Consider the following 14,586-nt stretch of genomic DNA (forward strand, 5'->3'; position numbering starts at 1 on the left):
GCTACGACTGCTACCAGAACGCCCTGGCCGAACGGGTCAACGGCATCCTGAAAAATGAACTGCTGACCCACACCCCAGCGCACCTGGAACAGGCCCGTCGGATGGTGCGCGAGGCCGTGGATATTTATAACCGGGAACGCCCTCACCAGGCCCTGCAATACAAAACGCCCGATGCGGTGCATCGGGCGTTTTGAGGCCTGGAGCTTAGCCTGATAGGTGTAAACCTATTTCAGGACTAGACAATCATGGTGCCGGTAAGAGGAATCGAACCCCCGACCTTCTCATTACGAATGAGCTGCTCTACCGACTGAGCTACACCGGCGTGCGGGGCGTAAGTTATCAACCCCGCAATGGCAATTCAATCATGTCATTCATCACGATCCATGGAAGCGAGCTGGGGGTACTTCTCCACCAACGCGTCAATCCCGTTCAGCGCCTCCCGATACAACTCCTCGCCATGCAATGACTTCAACCGCATGAGTTCGATCCTTGCCTGATCAGGGTGATTGTTCAAAGCAAGTGCTAACGCATAACGGAACAAGCAAGGCGGATAGGGATATCGATGAGCGATTTTCCGCATTTGCTCCAGTTGCCCCTCATCCATACCAGGAGCTGCTTCTGTCCGGGCAAAACGGAGAAACTCCCGCAACTGCGTCAGCAATACGATATCTGGTGCAGCCTGTTCTGCACGAAGATTTCCGATGCGAGAACTTTCGAAACGCATCAATCGATGATCTTCTTCGGCAATCCCATATTCCTGCCACACCCAACCCAACGATACAACGCCGAAGACCAGAACAAGGCCGCCCAGCCAACGAGGCAGAGCAAAGGCATTTGGCAGCCCCATATCCGCCTCAAGCATTCCAAGCAAAACCCCCGCCGGGATCAGAAAGTAAGCATATTCAAGGGGAAGCTCAAGCATTCCATGCAATAGTATCAACCCTACCGCCAAGACACCGAATACGCTTTCCTTCGACTTGGCCTTTATTGCCAGCCAACTAAACCAGCAGGCAAAGAACGCAACGATTGCCACGCCGATAACCGGCCCATTCCAGATCAGGATATCAAGAACGATGTTATGGCTGTGTTCCACAACCAGCGCAACCGGATAGACCAGCGATACGCCGATCTGCGCCACACTCACCTGGTTCCAGCCATATCCCCACGGACCACCCTGCATTACCGCCAGGATCATCTGCCACCAAAGATCCAATCGATGGAGAGCCTGCGCGTGCTTGGCCACACCTAGAGCGTACAAATGCAATATTTCTGCAATTTCAGGAAGCAGCAAGACAAATAGTGCATAAACAGCAGCCAATAAAATTACATGGAAAACCTTCAGCTGAAATTCCGCCCCCCTCGCCTTTACCCCCCACCAACCAACAAAGACCAATACTCCCATCCATGGCGTTCGAGACTCGGTCAGAGCCATACAGAAAAGCAACACAACGGCGACAAATGCTGCAGAAATCGCGGTAAACTTCCTGAACTCGTAAAGGTAGGCGAGAGCAGCCAATCCCAAACTCAATAAAGTCGCCAGATTATTCGGCTGAGCGAAATTGGCGTATGGCCGCCCCTTGATCGGAAGATCCATGATCCAAACGGTTTCAGTCACACGCAACCACTGACCAACGGCCATCAGCGCAGAGATTGTCGCCCCCAGTAGAAAGGTCCAAGTGATTGCCAAATAGACCTGTTCTTTCGAATAGCTCGACAAACCCTTGCCTATCAAGACTGCGAGCGCCAATGCAACGATATAGGCAAAAGCAATCAATGCATCACCGGCGAAATATATCTTCCCCACCAAGAACTGAATCAATGGAATGCAGGCCACGACCAAGCCTGTGAGAGAAAGCCAGGAGACAGGAAATTGACCCGAATATAAAGCTGCGCAAAACAGCGCAAAAAGCGAAAGAAATGCCATGTAGTCGCTATAAAATGCGACCCAGGGAAAATAATGATTCGGCACCAGCCAGGAAAGCATTAACAGCAACATCCCCAGCCACAGAAACCTGTTCAATCTTCACTCCCCAAAAAAAAGGAGAGCATAGCTCTCCTTTTTTCACGTAACGTATAACTTTCGATTAATTAACCGCGGCAAGAGCCTGGACGGAACTCAGCCGGAATGGTACCAGCGCAGACCCAACGAACTACCGCTTGACCAGTCGTAGGAGCCACGATGGCAGTAGCACTGCTAGACGGAGTCAGAGTAATGGTGCCGGTCACGCCTTGGCCAAGGTTGCGAGAGGTGACGGTAACAACACCAGTGGTGCCCGCAGTAGTGACACTTTGCACGAACTGAGACGTAGGGGAAGCCGACTCGCAACCCCACTGGTTATTCGCTGGCAACGAGGCGGAGGTGCTCGACTGGAACACTTCGGTGATGGTAGTGCGGCAAGCGCTTGCTGCCAGAATCACTTCCGACACACGAGCACGGACAGTGTAATTCTGGTAAGCCGGCAGGGCGACCGCTGCCAGAATGCCGATAATTGCCACAACGATCATCAATTCGATGAGAGTGAAGCCTTTTTGAGCCTTCATAATTCATTTTCCCTCAAATGGTGGTTTCCAGGCCAATCGACCTACCCCACCTCTGCACACACCGTGCCACATTGGAAACAAGTAGCAACAAAGCAATTTCCGAGGACATTTATTGATCCCACCCAGACCATGTGTGACCACGTACACCAGCAACTGCCCATTTTTGTCACTCACGCACAGAGGATTTGGCGAGGCAATACAACTACGTTATAAGGCAGTGTTAATCCCTACCCGCCGACCTTCGCCATGACAGAAACTGCTCCCCCTCTCTCGGGACTGGCCAGACAACTGGTACTGATCAACCTTCTGGATGAACGAAGCGCTCTTCAGGCTCACGCCCAGGCGCAGCGGAACAAGATTCCGCTCATTACCTATCTAGTTCAGAACAAGCTGCTTAAAAGCCGCGTTCTGGCTGAAATGGCCGCCGAGCAATTTGGCGTCGCCTTTCTTGATTTGAGCAGCATCGATCGAGAGAGCCAACCTCGGGACCTGGTGAGTGAGAAGCTGGTACGCCAGCATCGTGCAATGCCTCTGTGGCGCAGGGGCAACAAGCTATTCATTGCCATATCAGACCCTACTAATCATCAAGCGGTCACTGACATACAGTTCAGTACTGGCCTCAATACTGAGGCCATCTTGGTAGAGGACGACAAGCTCGGCGACGCAATTGAAAAGTTTTTTGACAACGCCTCCAGCGGCATGGAGGACTTGGGTGATGTCGACCTAGACGGCCTTGATGTCGAAGCGGTGGACGAGGATAAGCAAGACGGTGGAAGCGTCGATGCTGACGACGCTCCAGTCGTGCGCTTCGTCAACAAAATGCTACTGGATGCCATCCGTGGTGGCTCGTCCGACTTGCATTTTGAACCCTACGAGCGCTCCTACCGGGTTCGTTTCCGTACTGATGGCATGCTGCACGAGGTGGCCAAACCGCCAATTCAGCTCGCTAGCCGTATCGCTGCGCGCCTGAAAGTCATGGCCGCTCTGGATATCTCCGAACGACGCAAGCCCCAGGACGGCAGGATCAAGATGAAGATTTCTAAAACGAAATCCATTGACTTCCGCGTCAACACCTTGCCCACCCTTTGGGGCGAGAAGATCGTGATGCGGATCCTCGACCCCACCAGTGCGCAGATGGGGATTGATGCTCTCGGTTATGAGGAAGATCAGAAGGAGCTTTACCTGGCGGCGCTGAAACAGCCACAAGGCATGATTCTGGTAACCGGCCCCACCGGCTCGGGTAAGACGGTTTCCCTCTATACCGGCATCAATATCCTCAACACCGTGGATATCAACATCTCCACCGCCGAAGACCCGGTGGAAATCAACCTGGAAGGCATCAACCAGGTCAACGTCAACCCCAAGCAAGGCATGGACTTCGCTCAAGCGCTACGTGCCTTCCTGCGTCAGGACCCGGACGTGATCATGGTGGGCGAGATCCGCGACCTGGAAACGGCGGAGATCGCCATCAAGGCCGCGCAGACCGGCCACATGGTGCTGTCCACCCTACACACCAACAGCGCCGCCGAAACCCTGACCCGCCTGCGCAATATGGGCGTGCCGGCGTTCAACATCGCCACCTCGGTCAACCTGATCATCGCCCAACGCCTGGCACGCAAATTGTGTGGCCAGTGCAAGAAGGAGCATGAGGTCCCACGGGAAACATTGCTCAAGGAAGGCTTCCCAGAAGATCGGATTGGCAGCTTCAAGCTATACAGCCCGGTGGGCTGCGAAAACTGCAACCAAGGCTACAAGGGCCGAGTCGGTATTTATGAAGTGGTTAAAATCACGCCGGCCATGCAGCAGCTTATTATGGAAGAAGGCAATTCCATCCAGATTGCCCAGCAGGCGCGCCGCGATGGCTTCAATGACCTGCGAACCTCGGGTCTGGTGAAAGCCATGAACGGCATCACCAGCCTTGAGGAAGTCAACCGCGTGACCAAGGATTAAGCATGGCGGACAAAGCGCTTAAAAACAGTACCTTCGCATGGGAAGGTACCGATAAGAAAGGCTCCAAGGTCAAAGGTGAAATTTCCGGCCAGAACCCTGCGCTGGTAAAAGCCCAGTTGCGCAAGCAAGGCATCAACCCGACCAAGGTACGCAAGAAATCCGCCTCCCTGCTTGGTGCTGGCAAGAAGATCAAGCCCATGGACATCGCCCTCTTCACTCGCCAACTGGCCACTATGATGAAGGCTGGCGTGCCCTTGATGCAGTCCTTCGACATCATTGGCGAAGGTTTCGAGAAGCCGGCAATGCGCACACTGGTGAACGAGGTCAAGCAGGAGGTCTCCTCTGGTAATAGCCTGGCTAACTCGCTGCGTAAAAAACCCGAATACTTCGACGAACTCTATTGCAACCTGGTGGACTCCGGCGAACAAGCCGGTGCGCTGGAGACGTTGCTGGATCGCATTGCCACTTACAAAGAAAAAACTGAGGCCCTGAAGGCCAAGATCAAGAAAGCAATGAACTACCCGATCGCAGTGATCGTGGTAGCGATCATCGTTTCGGCAATTCTGCTGATCAAGGTGGTACCCCAGTTCCAATCGGTATTTGCGAACTTTGGCGCCGAACTTCCGGCCTTTACACTTTTCGTCATCGGGCTCTCAGAACTCCTGCAAGAATGGTGGTTTATCGTACTAGCCGGATTCTTCGGAGTCGGCTTCGCCCTCCAGCAGGCACATGGGAAGTCGGAGAAGTTCCGCGATTGGCTTGACCACGCTGTACTGAAACTGCCAATCGTCGGCGACATCCTCTACAAGTCAGCTGTAGCCCGTTTTGCCCGCACCCTAGCAACCACCTTCGCTGCTGGCGTTCCCTTAGTGGACGCCCTCGAATCTGTGGCGGGTGCCAGTGGCAATGTGGTGTTCAAGAACGCGGTGATCAAGGTCAAATCTGACGTCTCGACAGGCATGCAGCTGAACTTCTCCATGCGCACTACCGGCGTCTTCCCCGCCATGGCCGTACAAATGACTGCCATTGGTGAAGAGTCCGGCGCTCTGGATGACATGCTCGATAAGGTCGCCAGCTTCTATGAGCAGGAAGTGGATAACGCCGTTGATGGCCTGACCTCGTTGATGGAACCCATGATCATGGCGGTCCTCGGCGTACTGGTCGGTGGCCTGATCATCGCCATGTACCTCCCCATCTTCCAACTCGGCAACGTCGTCTAAAAAATGCAGTTGATCGACTTTCTGGCCAGCCACGCGCTGGCCTTTGTTTTATGCGCGCTCCTGCTCGGCTTGCTGGTGGGCAGTTTCCTCAACGTGGTGATCCACCGCCTGCCGGCGATGATGATGCGCGACTGGCAGGAACAGGCCCGCGAGGCTCTGAGCTTGCCAGCCGAGCCGAAAGGGCCGGTGTTCAACCTCATCCTGCCGAACTCCCGCTGCCCCCATTGCAGCCATGAGATCCGCGCCTGGGAAAACATCCCGGTGGTGAGTTACCTGGCGCTTGGTGGAAAGTGCTCCTCCTGCAAGGCCCCCATCAGCAAACGCTACCCCCTGGTGGAACTGTTGTGCGGCGTGCTATCTGCCTATGTGGCGTGGCACTTCGGGCTCAGCTGGCAGACCGGCGCTTTCCTGGTGCTGACCTGGGGCCTGCTGGCGATGAGCATGATCGACGTCGACCATCAGCTGCTACCGGATGCGCTGGTCCTGCCGCTGCTCTGGCTTGGCCTGATCCTCAATAGCCAGGGCCTGTTCGCCAGTCTGGAGGACGCGCTCTGGGGCGCTGTCGCCGGCTATATGAGCCTCTGGTCGGTGTACTGGCTGTTCAAGCTGGTGACCGGCAAGGAAGGCATGGGCCACGGCGACTTCAAATTGCTGGCGATGCTCGGTGCCTGGGGTGGCTGGCAGGTGCTGCCGCTGACCATCCTGCTGTCGTCCCTGGTGGGCGCCGTACTGGGCGTGATCATGCTGCGCCTGCGCAACCAGGACACCGCCACTCCCATTCCCTTTGGTCCTTACCTGGCGATTGCCGGCTGGATTGCGCTGCTCTGGGGTGATCAAATAACGGCGACCTATCTGCAGTTCGCCGGTTTCAAATGAACAAACCCTGGATCCTTGGCCTCACGGGCGGCATCGGTAGCGGCAAGAGCGCCGTAGCCGCCCATTTCAGCGACCTTGGTGTGCATCTGGTAGATGCCGACCAGGCCGCACGCTGGGTAGTGGAGCCCGGTCGCCCCGCCCTGGCGAAAATCGCCGAACACTTTGGCAATGAAGTACTGCAGGCGGATGGCCAGCTTGACCGCGCAGCCCTGCGCCAGCGCATCTTCGAGAACGCGGATGAACGCCGCTGGCTGGAAAGCCTGCTGCACCCGCTGATTGGCCAGGAGATCAGTCAGTACCTGGCGCGCGCCGAGTCGCCATACGCAATTCTCGTCTCGCCATTGCTGATCGAGTCCGGCCAGCATCGCCTCACCCAGCGCGTGCTGCTGGTGGACGCTCCGGAAACCATGCAGATCCAGCGCACCATGCAACGGGACAAAGTGCCCGAGGAGCAGGTCCAAGCCATATTGAAGGTCCAGGCCAGTCGTGAAGAGCGCCTGAAGCACGCCCACGACGTACTGCTCAACGACCGCGGCCTGGATTGGCTGCGCGCCGAAGTGGAGCGCCTGCACAACTTCTACCTGACCCTGCGAGGAGGCCAACCATGAGCCAACCCGTCACTGTGGAGTGCCCGACCTGCGGCGCTCCAGTGGAATGGGGCCCGCAAAGCCCTTCCCGCCCCTTCTGCTCCGAACGCTGCAAGCTGATCGATCTTGGCGCCTGGGCCGCCGAGGAGCACGCGATCCCTGGCGACAATCTGGAAGACGATCTGTTCTCCGGCGACCTACCGCCGCGCGAACATTGATCCAGCGACTCAGGGGCGCATGAAGCTGTAATCGCGCTCCGGGTCGAGGTTTTCCGCCAGGAAGGTCAGCTCCTGAGCCAGATCGTCTGCCGGGCGCAGCTTCGCGCTGTGCTCGACCACCGCGCTCAGCAAAGCGCGCAATACCAACTCCTCGCTGAAACCGTCCTGCTTCGCCGCTTCCAGACTCTGTCCCAAGGCGGCCCTTGCCCAATCGTGAATTCCCATGCTGCCTGATCCCGTGCTGGTGGATGAAGGAGCCATCCACCCTACGGAGAGCCGTGTGGCGGAAACCATGATTCAGATCAGGCGCCTGGACGGAATGGAGCGGACGAATCCGCCATCATCAACGGGATTCATCGTCCTTCCAGGGTGCCTGGAGGTAACGGGTGCGGTTGAAGGTTTCCAGCCAATCCGGGCAGAACACCACCAAGGCTGTCACTGCGGTGCCGTTGATGAAGGCTTCGGGAAACATCACCAGCCAGAGATAGCCGATGAAATCTTCAAGCCAGGGCGGCATCGGGAAGATCCCGTCCACCCATAGCAACCCCAGCCCGATCAGCACGCAAAGCAATGCAGCCAGGGCCGCCGGGAAGAAGCCGCAGCAGAAGATGTACACGAACAGGTTGCGCGGCTGGTAATGCTCGACCCACTTGGCGCATAGCTCGGTGACGAGCACCGGCAGCAGCACCAGCAAAGCACCATTGACGCCCAACGCCGCCAGATCCTGCTTGCCCAGCGCCAGCAGGCCAAGTTGGGCTACCAGGCCGCCCAACACCGCCAAAGGCCAATCCAGCAGTAGGGTTACCGCGGTCAGGCCGATGAAGTGATAGGACACACCGGACTCGAAGTCCCGCCGCATCAGCCAGAGCAGAAAGAGCGCCAGTACCGTACCGAATAACAGATGCTGGCGACGAAAATCGCTGAACAGTTCGACCCAAGGCGCGCGCCATACCGCCCAGGCGATGGCGGGCAAGTAGATTGCCCAGCCGAGCCCCAGGGTTTCTGTCGACAGGAGTTCAGCGGAGATCACGGCGCCAGGGACTCCAGTGCGGCGCGCAGGGCCGCAGCATCACTGAACTCCTTCTGCTCGGTGAGCCTGCCATGGTCAAGCTTCAGCCAGAGCACGCTGGACTCGCTCCCCGGATAACGGCTGACGACGCGAGACTCGCGATCAAGCAGGACGCGATAGCTGTAGTCGCGCATGGCAGGCACCGCGAAGAGCGAAGAGATCATCGACGGCATGCGGCTGATGTCAGCCACGAAGACGGCATGGCGCGCCTCGAGGTAACCCTTGGGTTGCCCCTCCAGCGCGGCCTTCACCAGCTTGCCGCCATCCATGCTCCGCGCCACCAGCAATACCTGCAGCCCGTCGTCCAGGCTGTAGGGCTGATCGTACTGGTCCAGCAGGGTCCAGGGCGCCAATCGCTCACCCACTTCCAGGGCATGGCTGAAGGTGGCCAACAAACCCAGAATCAAGCCAACGCAAATCCGCATCGATTCAGTCTCCAGTAGTCGAGTAGACCCGAATGTCCTCACGCTCAGACCAGCCCCGCTGCATCTGCCAGAAGGCCAGCGCCTCGGGCGCATCCTCCAGGACGAATACATGGGACTTGCGAATGCCCAGAACAGTCAGGCGTCGCAGTGCTTCCTGCAGCAAGGCCCGGGCCCAACCCTTGCCGCGGAATGGTAAGTCGACCACCAAGTGCTGCAGGTAGCCACGGCGTCCGTCATGGCCCACCAGCAGGCTGCCGGCCACCCGCCCGTGATCATCCTCAAGCAACAGGCAAAGATCGGGATTGCGCTGCAGATAGGCGCAGAACGGTTCCAGCTCGTCCTCCGCGCGCAAACGGATTCCCGGCGTGCGGCGCCAGAGCGCGAGCAAGGCAGCATGATCAGCGGCGGTGACGGGGCGAATGCGCATCGAGGGCTCCGGGCAGGTCCTGAAAGTTTACACCGCGCTCATATCAGACAAGCTGCGCGCATTTGTCGCGACGGTGCCGCCGCTGGCGCTTCGGGCTACCCAGAGCACTGGCCGGGAGGCTAAGCTGCGGGACATGAACGAGTCCGACTATCTGCGCCTGCTGACGCGGCAGGCCGAGCAAGCCAACGACTTTCTGTCGAATGCGCGCAAGTGGGAACGCGAGCGCTGGGTCTGCCAGCGACTTCTGCAGGCGCTCAACCTGCCCTATCGACTCGATGATTTCAGCACCGGCCAGGAGCCTCCGGATGTGCAATTCCGCGAGGCCAACTTCGAAGTGTTCTTCGTACTGGATGAAGGACGTCGCCTCAACGAGGAATGGCGCGCCGAACTGGAGCGCCGACGCAGTGCCTTTTCCCTTGCCCAACTGGTACGCCGGGAAGGCCGCCCCAAGCGCATCGCCGCCGCCGAACTCCAGGCGCGCCTGGCACCAACCTTGCGCAAGAAGGCTCGCAACTATGGTGAGCGCGGACTCGACCTCGGTGATCTCGATTTGCTCGCCTTCGTCAATCTCAAACGCGCCACGCCGGACTTCAACAGCCCTTTTCCACCACCCACGGAATACCTGCGCCAGGGCTGGCGTTCGTTGTCGCTGGTGGGGCCGAATTTCGCTCGGGTACTGTTCGCCCACGGGGACGCACCCGACTTCCTGCGCAGCAACCTTGGCCGGACCATTCTTTTCGATGTTGGAATCGGCCTGTAGAGGGCAGCACGCAAATTTCCCTCGCCGCGCGTTGAGCCCCTGTGAATTCGCCGGCTAGAATGCCAACCACTCCAAAGTCGAGGCCTCCATGCCCAGCCGCCTGACGCCAGAAGACCAGCAAAAGGTCGACCAGTACCTGAACCTTCCCCAGCACCAGGTGGAACGCCAGCCGTTCCGCCCATGGCGCCTGCTGTGGATAACGCTGGCCATCGTCGTCGCCCTGGGCATCCTCAGCCGCCTCCTGAGCCGACTGGTGCTATGAGCTGCCTCCTGCGCTCGCCCTCGGCGAAAAAGAATTCCTATAGCCTTGCGAGACTTTCCCATGTCCCATCGTATCGTGATCGTCGGCGGCGGCGCCGGCGGCCTGGAGCTCGCTACCCGTCTGGGTAGAACCCTCGGCAAGAAAGGCCTGGCCAAGATTGTCCTGGCCGACGCCAACCTCACCCATATCTGGAAACCCCTGCTTCACGAAGTGGCCGCCGGTTCGCTCAACTCCACCGAGAACGAGCTGAACTATGTGGCCCAAGCCAAGTGGAACCACTTCGAGTTCCAGCTGGGCCGTATGAGCGGGCTCGACCGCAAACGCAAGGTCATCCAGTTGGCCGCCACCCATGACGAGGACGGGCGCGAACTGGTGCCTGCGCGCGAACTGGCCTACGACAGCCTGGTTCTCGCCGTCGGCAGCACCACCAATGACTTCGGCACTGAAGGCGCGGCTCAGCACTGCATCTTCCTCGACACCCGTGAACAGGCCGAACGCTTCCACCGCAAGCTGCTTAGCCACTATCTTCGCGCCCATGCCCAACAGGATGCCAACGAGCAGATCAGCGTTGCCATCGTTGGTGCCGGTGCCACCGGCGTTGAACTGGCCGCCGAGTTGCACCACGCCGCCCACGAGCTCGCTGCATACGGACTGGATCGCATCCAGCCGGAAAACATGCGCATCACCCTGATCGAGGCCGGTCCACGCGTGCTGCCAGCCCTGCCCGAGCGCATCAGTGCTCCAGTTCACAGCACCCTGGAAAAACTTGGCGTCACCGTAATGACCGGCGCGGCAGTCAAGGAAGTGACCGCCGATGGCCTGCTTACGGCGCAAGGCGAGAAGATCCCCGCCAGCCTAAAAGTCTGGGCTGCGGGCATTCGCGCGCCCGCGCTTCTGAAGGATCTGGACGGACTGGAAAGCAACCGCATCAACCAGCTCGTTGTGCGCCCCACCCTGCAAACGACCCGCGACGACGACATCTTTGCCTTCGGCGACTGCGCGGCCTGTCCGCTGGGTGACGGCACCGATCGCAACGTGCCTCCTCGCGCCCAGGCGGCGCACCAGCAAGCCTCGCTGCTGGTGAAGGCCTTCAAGCTGCGCCTGCAGGGCCAGCCGCTACCGGACTATCAGTACAAGGACTACGGCTCGCTGATCTCACTGTCGAGCTTCAGCGCCGTCGGCAACCTGATGGGCAATCTCATGGGCAGCGTGAAGCTGGAAGGCTGGCTGGCGCGGATGTTCTACATCTCGCTCTATCGCATGCACCAGATGGCGCTGTACGGCGCTTTCCGCACCTTCCTGCTGATGCTCAGCGACCGTATCGGCCGCAGCACCGACCCGCGCCTGAAACTGCACTGACAGGGACCGGGCAAGGTGGAAGTCCACCTTGCCCGGCATATGGCAATGCCAGCCGGCGCGCCGGAAGAATTGCGGAAAACAAAAAAGCGGTAAGGCTTTCGCCTTACCGCTTCTTCGGACCTCCCGAGAGGTCTTGTATGGTGGGTCGTGTAGGATTCGAACCTACGACCAATTGGTTAAAAGCCAACTGCTCTACCGACTGAGCTAACGACCCAAATTTGAGGTGGTCGGGGTAGAGAGATTCGAACTCCCGACATCCTGCTCCCAAAGCAGGCGCGCTACCGGACTGCGCTATACCCCGTCTGGAAGTTGGCTCCGCGACCTGGACTCGAACCAGGGACCCAATGATTAACAGTCATTTGCTCTACCGACTGAGCTATCGCGGAACTTCGATCTTCCAACTCTTCTTCGCTTCGCTGTTTGCTTTAGCGCTTCAGAGGCGCGCCATTTTACGGATAGCGAACAAGCTGTCAACCCCTAAAAAAACGAATTCCGACAATGATTTGCAGAAAGCCGCCCGAGTGCTATACCTGACCCGTGGCGAGATCGTTGCAGGTCGTGGTCGCGGCCTGTCTCTCTACAGGACGGCTATGAGCAATCAGGATCGACCCCCACCCCCTCCAGGCCCCGTGACGACCCTGGCCAGCCGCGGCATACAGCCGCGCTTCGGTGATTTGGTACAAAGCTGCCGCAAGCTGGTGATGAACCGGCTGGCGGAGCATATGACCAATGTTTTCGGCAAGGTGGACGACACCCTCTTCGAATGCGCCGAAAAGGCCGAGAACAATCAGGTCCAGACCCTCTTCTTCGACAGCATGCGGGATATCCGCAAGCAGCGCCCGCAAATAGAACGTCTTTACCACCAGCGCATCGCCAAGAGTTTCGAAGATTTTCTCGGCGGCAAGCTGAAGGCTGGACCGAATGCCGGCGAGTTGGACGCTGACAATCTGGAACTGATAGAGAACGACGAATACGAGGAAAGCCTGCTGGTCACCAACATGGTCAGCCGGGTGAAGGCGCGGTGTTCACAATCCCTGTTCGCCCTCGACCAGCGCCTGGCGGTACTCAATGGCGGGCGCAAACTGGCGGATGACGACAATCCCTTCGGGCCGCAGGCCGTCGCACTCGCCTTCCGCGAAGCGCTCGAACCCTGCCCCTTCCCGCTGCGGATCAAGACCATCCTCTATATGCTCTTCGACCAGCACGTGATGCACGGTCTGGACAACATCTATGAAGCACTCAACCAGAGGCTGATCCAGGCCGGCATACTGCCCAACCTGAAGTACAGTGTGCAGCGCTCGGCCTGCGCACCGAGCCCTTCTTCGCCGGCCGCCGACCAGAAGCCCTCATCCGAACAGGCTGCGCAGGCACCCGGCCCCCTGGACCTGAGCGGGGCACCACCCAGCGACCCGGGCCAACTATTCAGTGGCCTGGCCACTTTGCTGGGTGAACGCCGTCAGCACCACAGCGACGCGCCACTGCCCGGTGGTACACCAAGTATTTCGAGCTTCGCCCCACGCGGCGCGACCCGTACCTACAGCGCGGCAGAATTGCTGGAAGCCCTGAACCGCTTGCAGCAGCAGTCCGCCCAGGACCTCGCCAGCAAACTGCGCCAGCCGCAGCGCGTTGAAGGCCTGAAAGCCGACCTGCAACAGCAATTGGAGAGCCACAGCAGCCTGCCGGGCCAGCAGAAACTCTCGGATTACGAAGCCGACGTGATCGACCTGGTGGGGATGCTCTTCGACTTCATCCTCGATGACGACAATCTCTCCGATGTCTACAAGACCGCCCTCTCCCACCTGCACACGCCCTACCTGAAGGTTGCGCTGCAGGACAAGGCGCTCTTCACGCAGCACCATCACCCCGCCCGGCGCTTGCTCAACAGCATGGCCCAGGCCGGCGTGCTTTACGCCAGCGAAGGTGAAGAACGCGGCCTGCTGGCGAAGATGCATTGGGTCGTGGAACGCGTCGTCCATGGTTTCAGCGGCGACCTGCTGTTGTTCGACAGCCTGCTGGATGAGTTCAACGAATACATCGGCACACTGCGGCACAAGGTGGAACTGCGCGAACAGCGCGCCGTGGAAGCCGCCAAAGGGCGCGACAAACTGCTGGGAGCCCGTCAGCAGGCCGTCGACACGGTGGGACGCCTTCTGGTGGACCGCGAACTGCCCGGCATGATCCAGCACTTTCTCGAACTCACCTGGACTGACGTGCTGGTCTTCGTACTGCTCCGCCATGGCGAGCGCAGCGGTGAATGGCAACGCTCGGTGGAAGTCGCCGAGCAACTGGCCTGGAGCGGCACTCCGCTGGACGCCAACGGCCGGGCCCGCCTGCAGCAGCTGCGCATTCCCATGCTGGAAGACTTGCGCAAAGGCCTGGAACTGCTGGGTGGCTATCACGAGGACGGCATCCGCCGCCTGCTTCAGGATCTGGTCGCCTGCCAGCATGCGGTCCAGTCGCAGCAGCCCCAGGTGGCGGCACGCATAGAAAGCCCGCTACCGGAGAGCAAGCTGGGCGAGATGCTCGGAGAAGACGCCGAGCTGGCCAAGGCCCCGCAGCCGGCCAGCCTGTCCAGCCGCGCGCAGGCACTGATCAAGGAACTCGCGGGCGTCGAATTCGGCACCTGGTTCGAGTTCATCGATGGGCCGGAAACCCGCGCCCTCAAGCTGTCCTGGTACAGCCCGACCACTCGCAATTACATGTTCGTCGACCACAGCGGCCAGCGCGTAGCAATCATGCCTATTACCCAGTTGGCCCTGGACATGGAGCAAGGACTGGCACGCCTGGTCCCGCCGGAACGCAATATCCCGCTGGTGGATCGCGCCCTGGGCGCCATCTACCGGGTACTGCAACGCTTTACCGGCCGCACCGCCTGAGCCCGCAGCAGGAGTT

The 14,586-nt window shown here is 59.1% G+C and carries 16 protein-coding genes and 4 tRNA genes; 10 read left to right on the plus strand and 10 right to left on the minus strand.

Annotated elements, in window-relative coordinates; genetic code table 11:
• The coding region (locus E8E91_RS21060) for a transposase (RefSeq protein WP_280378514.1) at window positions 1–194 on the plus strand (194 nt) is incomplete at its 5' end.
• A 52-nt stretch (window positions 195–246) separates the two neighbouring features.
• Here E8E91_RS21060 and E8E91_RS21065 read toward each other — a convergent pair.
• The 3 genes from E8E91_RS21065 to E8E91_RS21075 form a co-directional block, all read right to left on the minus strand.
• A tRNA-Thr gene (locus tag E8E91_RS21065) sits at window positions 247–322 on the minus strand.
• Between the two features lie 45 nt (window positions 323–367).
• The gene (locus tag E8E91_RS21070) at window positions 368–2,020 is read right to left on the minus strand and encodes a Wzy polymerase domain-containing protein (protein ID WP_280378516.1); all 1,653 of its coding nucleotides are present in this window, start codon (window positions 2,018–2,020) and stop codon (window positions 368–370) included.
• A 68-nt stretch (window positions 2,021–2,088) separates the two neighbouring features.
• Entirely contained in the window at window positions 2,089–2,541 is a 453-nt protein-coding gene (locus E8E91_RS21075; RefSeq protein WP_280378518.1) for a pilin, read from the minus strand.
• 246 nt (window positions 2,542–2,787) lie between these two features.
• Between E8E91_RS21075 and pilB the strand changes: the two genes are divergently transcribed.
• The 5 genes from pilB to yacG are packed head-to-tail and all read left to right on the plus strand — an operon-like array spanning window position 2,788 to window position 7,392.
• Window positions 2,788–4,491, plus strand: coding sequence for a type IV-A pilus assembly ATPase PilB (gene pilB / locus E8E91_RS21080; protein WP_280378520.1), 1,704 nt, complete (start codon window positions 2,788–2,790; stop codon window positions 4,489–4,491).
• Between the two features lie 2 nt (window positions 4,492–4,493).
• Window positions 4,494–5,711: a type II secretion system F family protein gene (locus E8E91_RS21085; RefSeq protein ID WP_280378523.1), complete on the plus strand. Its 1,218-nt coding sequence runs from the start codon at window positions 4,494–4,496 to the stop codon at window positions 5,709–5,711.
• 3 nt (window positions 5,712–5,714) lie between these two features.
• The gene (locus E8E91_RS21090; RefSeq protein ID WP_280378526.1) at window positions 5,715–6,587 is read left to right on the plus strand and encodes an A24 family peptidase; all 873 of its coding nucleotides are present in this window, start codon (window positions 5,715–5,717) and stop codon (window positions 6,585–6,587) included.
• Window positions 6,584–7,195 carry a dephospho-CoA kinase gene (gene coaE, locus E8E91_RS21095; RefSeq protein WP_280378528.1) on the plus strand — a complete coding sequence of 204 codons (612 nt, stop codon included), beginning with the start codon at window positions 6,584–6,586 and terminating at the stop codon, window positions 7,193–7,195. The genes E8E91_RS21090 and coaE overlap by 4 nt, the downstream gene beginning before the upstream one ends.
• Window positions 7,192–7,392 carry a DNA gyrase inhibitor YacG gene (gene yacG, locus E8E91_RS21100; RefSeq protein ID WP_151131890.1) on the plus strand — a complete coding sequence of 67 codons (201 nt, stop codon included), beginning with the start codon at window positions 7,192–7,194 and terminating at the stop codon, window positions 7,390–7,392. Before coaE ends, yacG begins: the two co-directional genes overlap by 4 nt.
• 9 nt (window positions 7,393–7,401) lie before the next feature.
• Here the strand turns inward: yacG and E8E91_RS21105 are convergent, their stop codons facing one another.
• From E8E91_RS21105 to E8E91_RS21120, 4 genes are all read right to left on the minus strand, one after another.
• Entirely contained in the window at window positions 7,402–7,617 is a 216-nt protein-coding gene (locus E8E91_RS21105; RefSeq protein ID WP_280378529.1) for a hypothetical protein, read from the minus strand.
• A gap of 118 nt (window positions 7,618–7,735) precedes the next feature.
• Window positions 7,736–8,422, minus strand: coding sequence for an energy-coupling factor ABC transporter permease (locus tag E8E91_RS21110; protein ID WP_280378531.1), 687 nt, complete (start codon window positions 8,420–8,422; stop codon window positions 7,736–7,738).
• Window positions 8,419–8,886 carry an FAD/FMN-containing dehydrogenase gene (locus E8E91_RS21115; RefSeq protein WP_280367002.1) on the minus strand — a complete coding sequence of 156 codons (468 nt, stop codon included), beginning with the start codon at window positions 8,884–8,886 and terminating at the stop codon, window positions 8,419–8,421. Before E8E91_RS21115 ends, E8E91_RS21110 begins: the two co-directional genes overlap by 4 nt.
• Before the next feature lie 4 nt (window positions 8,887–8,890).
• Window positions 8,891–9,313: a GNAT family N-acetyltransferase gene (locus E8E91_RS21120; protein ID WP_280366999.1), complete on the minus strand. Its 423-nt coding sequence runs from the start codon at window positions 9,311–9,313 to the stop codon at window positions 8,891–8,893.
• A 133-nt stretch (window positions 9,314–9,446) separates the two neighbouring features.
• Here E8E91_RS21120 and E8E91_RS21125 point away from each other — a divergent pair, with 133 nt between their 5' ends.
• The 3 genes from E8E91_RS21125 to E8E91_RS21135 all read left to right on the plus strand — a co-directional run bounded on the left by E8E91_RS21125 (window position 9,447) and on the right by E8E91_RS21135 (window position 11,694).
• Window positions 9,447–10,073 carry a DUF1780 domain-containing protein gene (locus E8E91_RS21125; protein ID WP_190827026.1) on the plus strand — a complete coding sequence of 209 codons (627 nt, stop codon included), beginning with the start codon at window positions 9,447–9,449 and terminating at the stop codon, window positions 10,071–10,073.
• Window positions 10,074–10,161: 88 nt separating this feature from the next.
• The gene (locus E8E91_RS21130) at window positions 10,162–10,335 is read left to right on the plus strand and encodes a DUF3094 family protein (protein WP_190827024.1); all 174 of its coding nucleotides are present in this window, start codon (window positions 10,162–10,164) and stop codon (window positions 10,333–10,335) included.
• Between the two features lie 60 nt (window positions 10,336–10,395).
• On the plus strand, window positions 10,396–11,694 hold the full coding sequence (locus tag E8E91_RS21135) for an NAD(P)/FAD-dependent oxidoreductase (RefSeq protein WP_280378534.1): 1,299 nt from the start codon (window positions 10,396–10,398) through the stop codon (window positions 11,692–11,694).
• Window positions 11,695–11,832: 138 nt separating this feature from the next.
• Here the strand turns inward: E8E91_RS21135 and E8E91_RS21140 are convergent.
• The 3 genes from E8E91_RS21140 to E8E91_RS21150 form a co-directional block, all read right to left on the minus strand.
• Window positions 11,833–11,908: transfer RNA gene (locus E8E91_RS21140), tRNA-Lys, on the minus strand.
• A 10-nt stretch (window positions 11,909–11,918) separates the two neighbouring features.
• A tRNA-Pro gene (locus tag E8E91_RS21145) sits at window positions 11,919–11,995 on the minus strand.
• Between the two features lie 9 nt (window positions 11,996–12,004).
• Window positions 12,005–12,080 (minus strand) — tRNA-Asn (locus E8E91_RS21150).
• A 204-nt stretch (window positions 12,081–12,284) separates the two neighbouring features.
• Here E8E91_RS21150 and E8E91_RS21155 point away from each other — a divergent pair.
• Window positions 12,285–14,570, plus strand: a complete 2,286-nt coding sequence (locus tag E8E91_RS21155) for a DUF1631 domain-containing protein (RefSeq protein ID WP_280378537.1) — start codon at window positions 12,285–12,287, stop codon at window positions 14,568–14,570.
• Window positions 14,571–14,586 lie beyond the last annotated feature (16 nt).

Origin of the sequence: Pseudomonas sp. BN515, assembly GCF_029873155.1 — a bacterium.
GTDB lineage: Bacteria > Pseudomonadota > Gammaproteobacteria > Pseudomonadales > Pseudomonadaceae > Metapseudomonas.

Excerpts from the sequence above, each read along its gene's own strand:
- E8E91_RS21075 (WP_280378518.1), bottom strand. The coding sequence starts at position 2,541 with ATGAAGGCTCAAAAAGGCTTCACTCTCATCGAATTGATGATCGTTGTG.
- pilB (WP_280378520.1), top strand. The coding sequence starts at position 2,788 with ATGACAGAAACTGCTCCCCCTCTCTCGGGACTGGCCAGACAACTGGTA.
- E8E91_RS21085 (WP_280378523.1), top strand. The coding sequence starts at position 4,494 with ATGGCGGACAAAGCGCTTAAAAACAGTACCTTCGCATGGGAAGGTACC.
- E8E91_RS21090 (WP_280378526.1), top strand. The coding sequence starts at position 5,715 with ATGCAGTTGATCGACTTTCTGGCCAGCCACGCGCTGGCCTTTGTTTTA.
- coaE (WP_280378528.1), top strand. The coding sequence starts at position 6,584 with ATGAACAAACCCTGGATCCTTGGCCTCACGGGCGGCATCGGTAGCGGC.
- yacG (WP_151131890.1), top strand. The coding sequence starts at position 7,192 with ATGAGCCAACCCGTCACTGTGGAGTGCCCGACCTGCGGCGCTCCAGTG.
- E8E91_RS21105 (WP_280378529.1), bottom strand. The coding sequence starts at position 7,617 with ATGGGAATTCACGATTGGGCAAGGGCCGCCTTGGGACAGAGTCTGGAA.
- E8E91_RS21115 (WP_280367002.1), bottom strand. The coding sequence starts at position 8,886 with ATGCGGATTTGCGTTGGCTTGATTCTGGGTTTGTTGGCCACCTTCAGC.
- E8E91_RS21120 (WP_280366999.1), bottom strand. The coding sequence starts at position 9,313 with ATGCGCATTCGCCCCGTCACCGCCGCTGATCATGCTGCCTTGCTCGCG.
- E8E91_RS21125 (WP_190827026.1), top strand. The coding sequence starts at position 9,447 with ATGAACGAGTCCGACTATCTGCGCCTGCTGACGCGGCAGGCCGAGCAA.
- E8E91_RS21130 (WP_190827024.1), top strand. The coding sequence starts at position 10,162 with ATGCCCAGCCGCCTGACGCCAGAAGACCAGCAAAAGGTCGACCAGTAC.
- E8E91_RS21135 (WP_280378534.1), top strand. The coding sequence starts at position 10,396 with ATGTCCCATCGTATCGTGATCGTCGGCGGCGGCGCCGGCGGCCTGGAG.
- E8E91_RS21155 (WP_280378537.1), top strand. The coding sequence starts at position 12,285 with ATGAGCAATCAGGATCGACCCCCACCCCCTCCAGGCCCCGTGACGACC.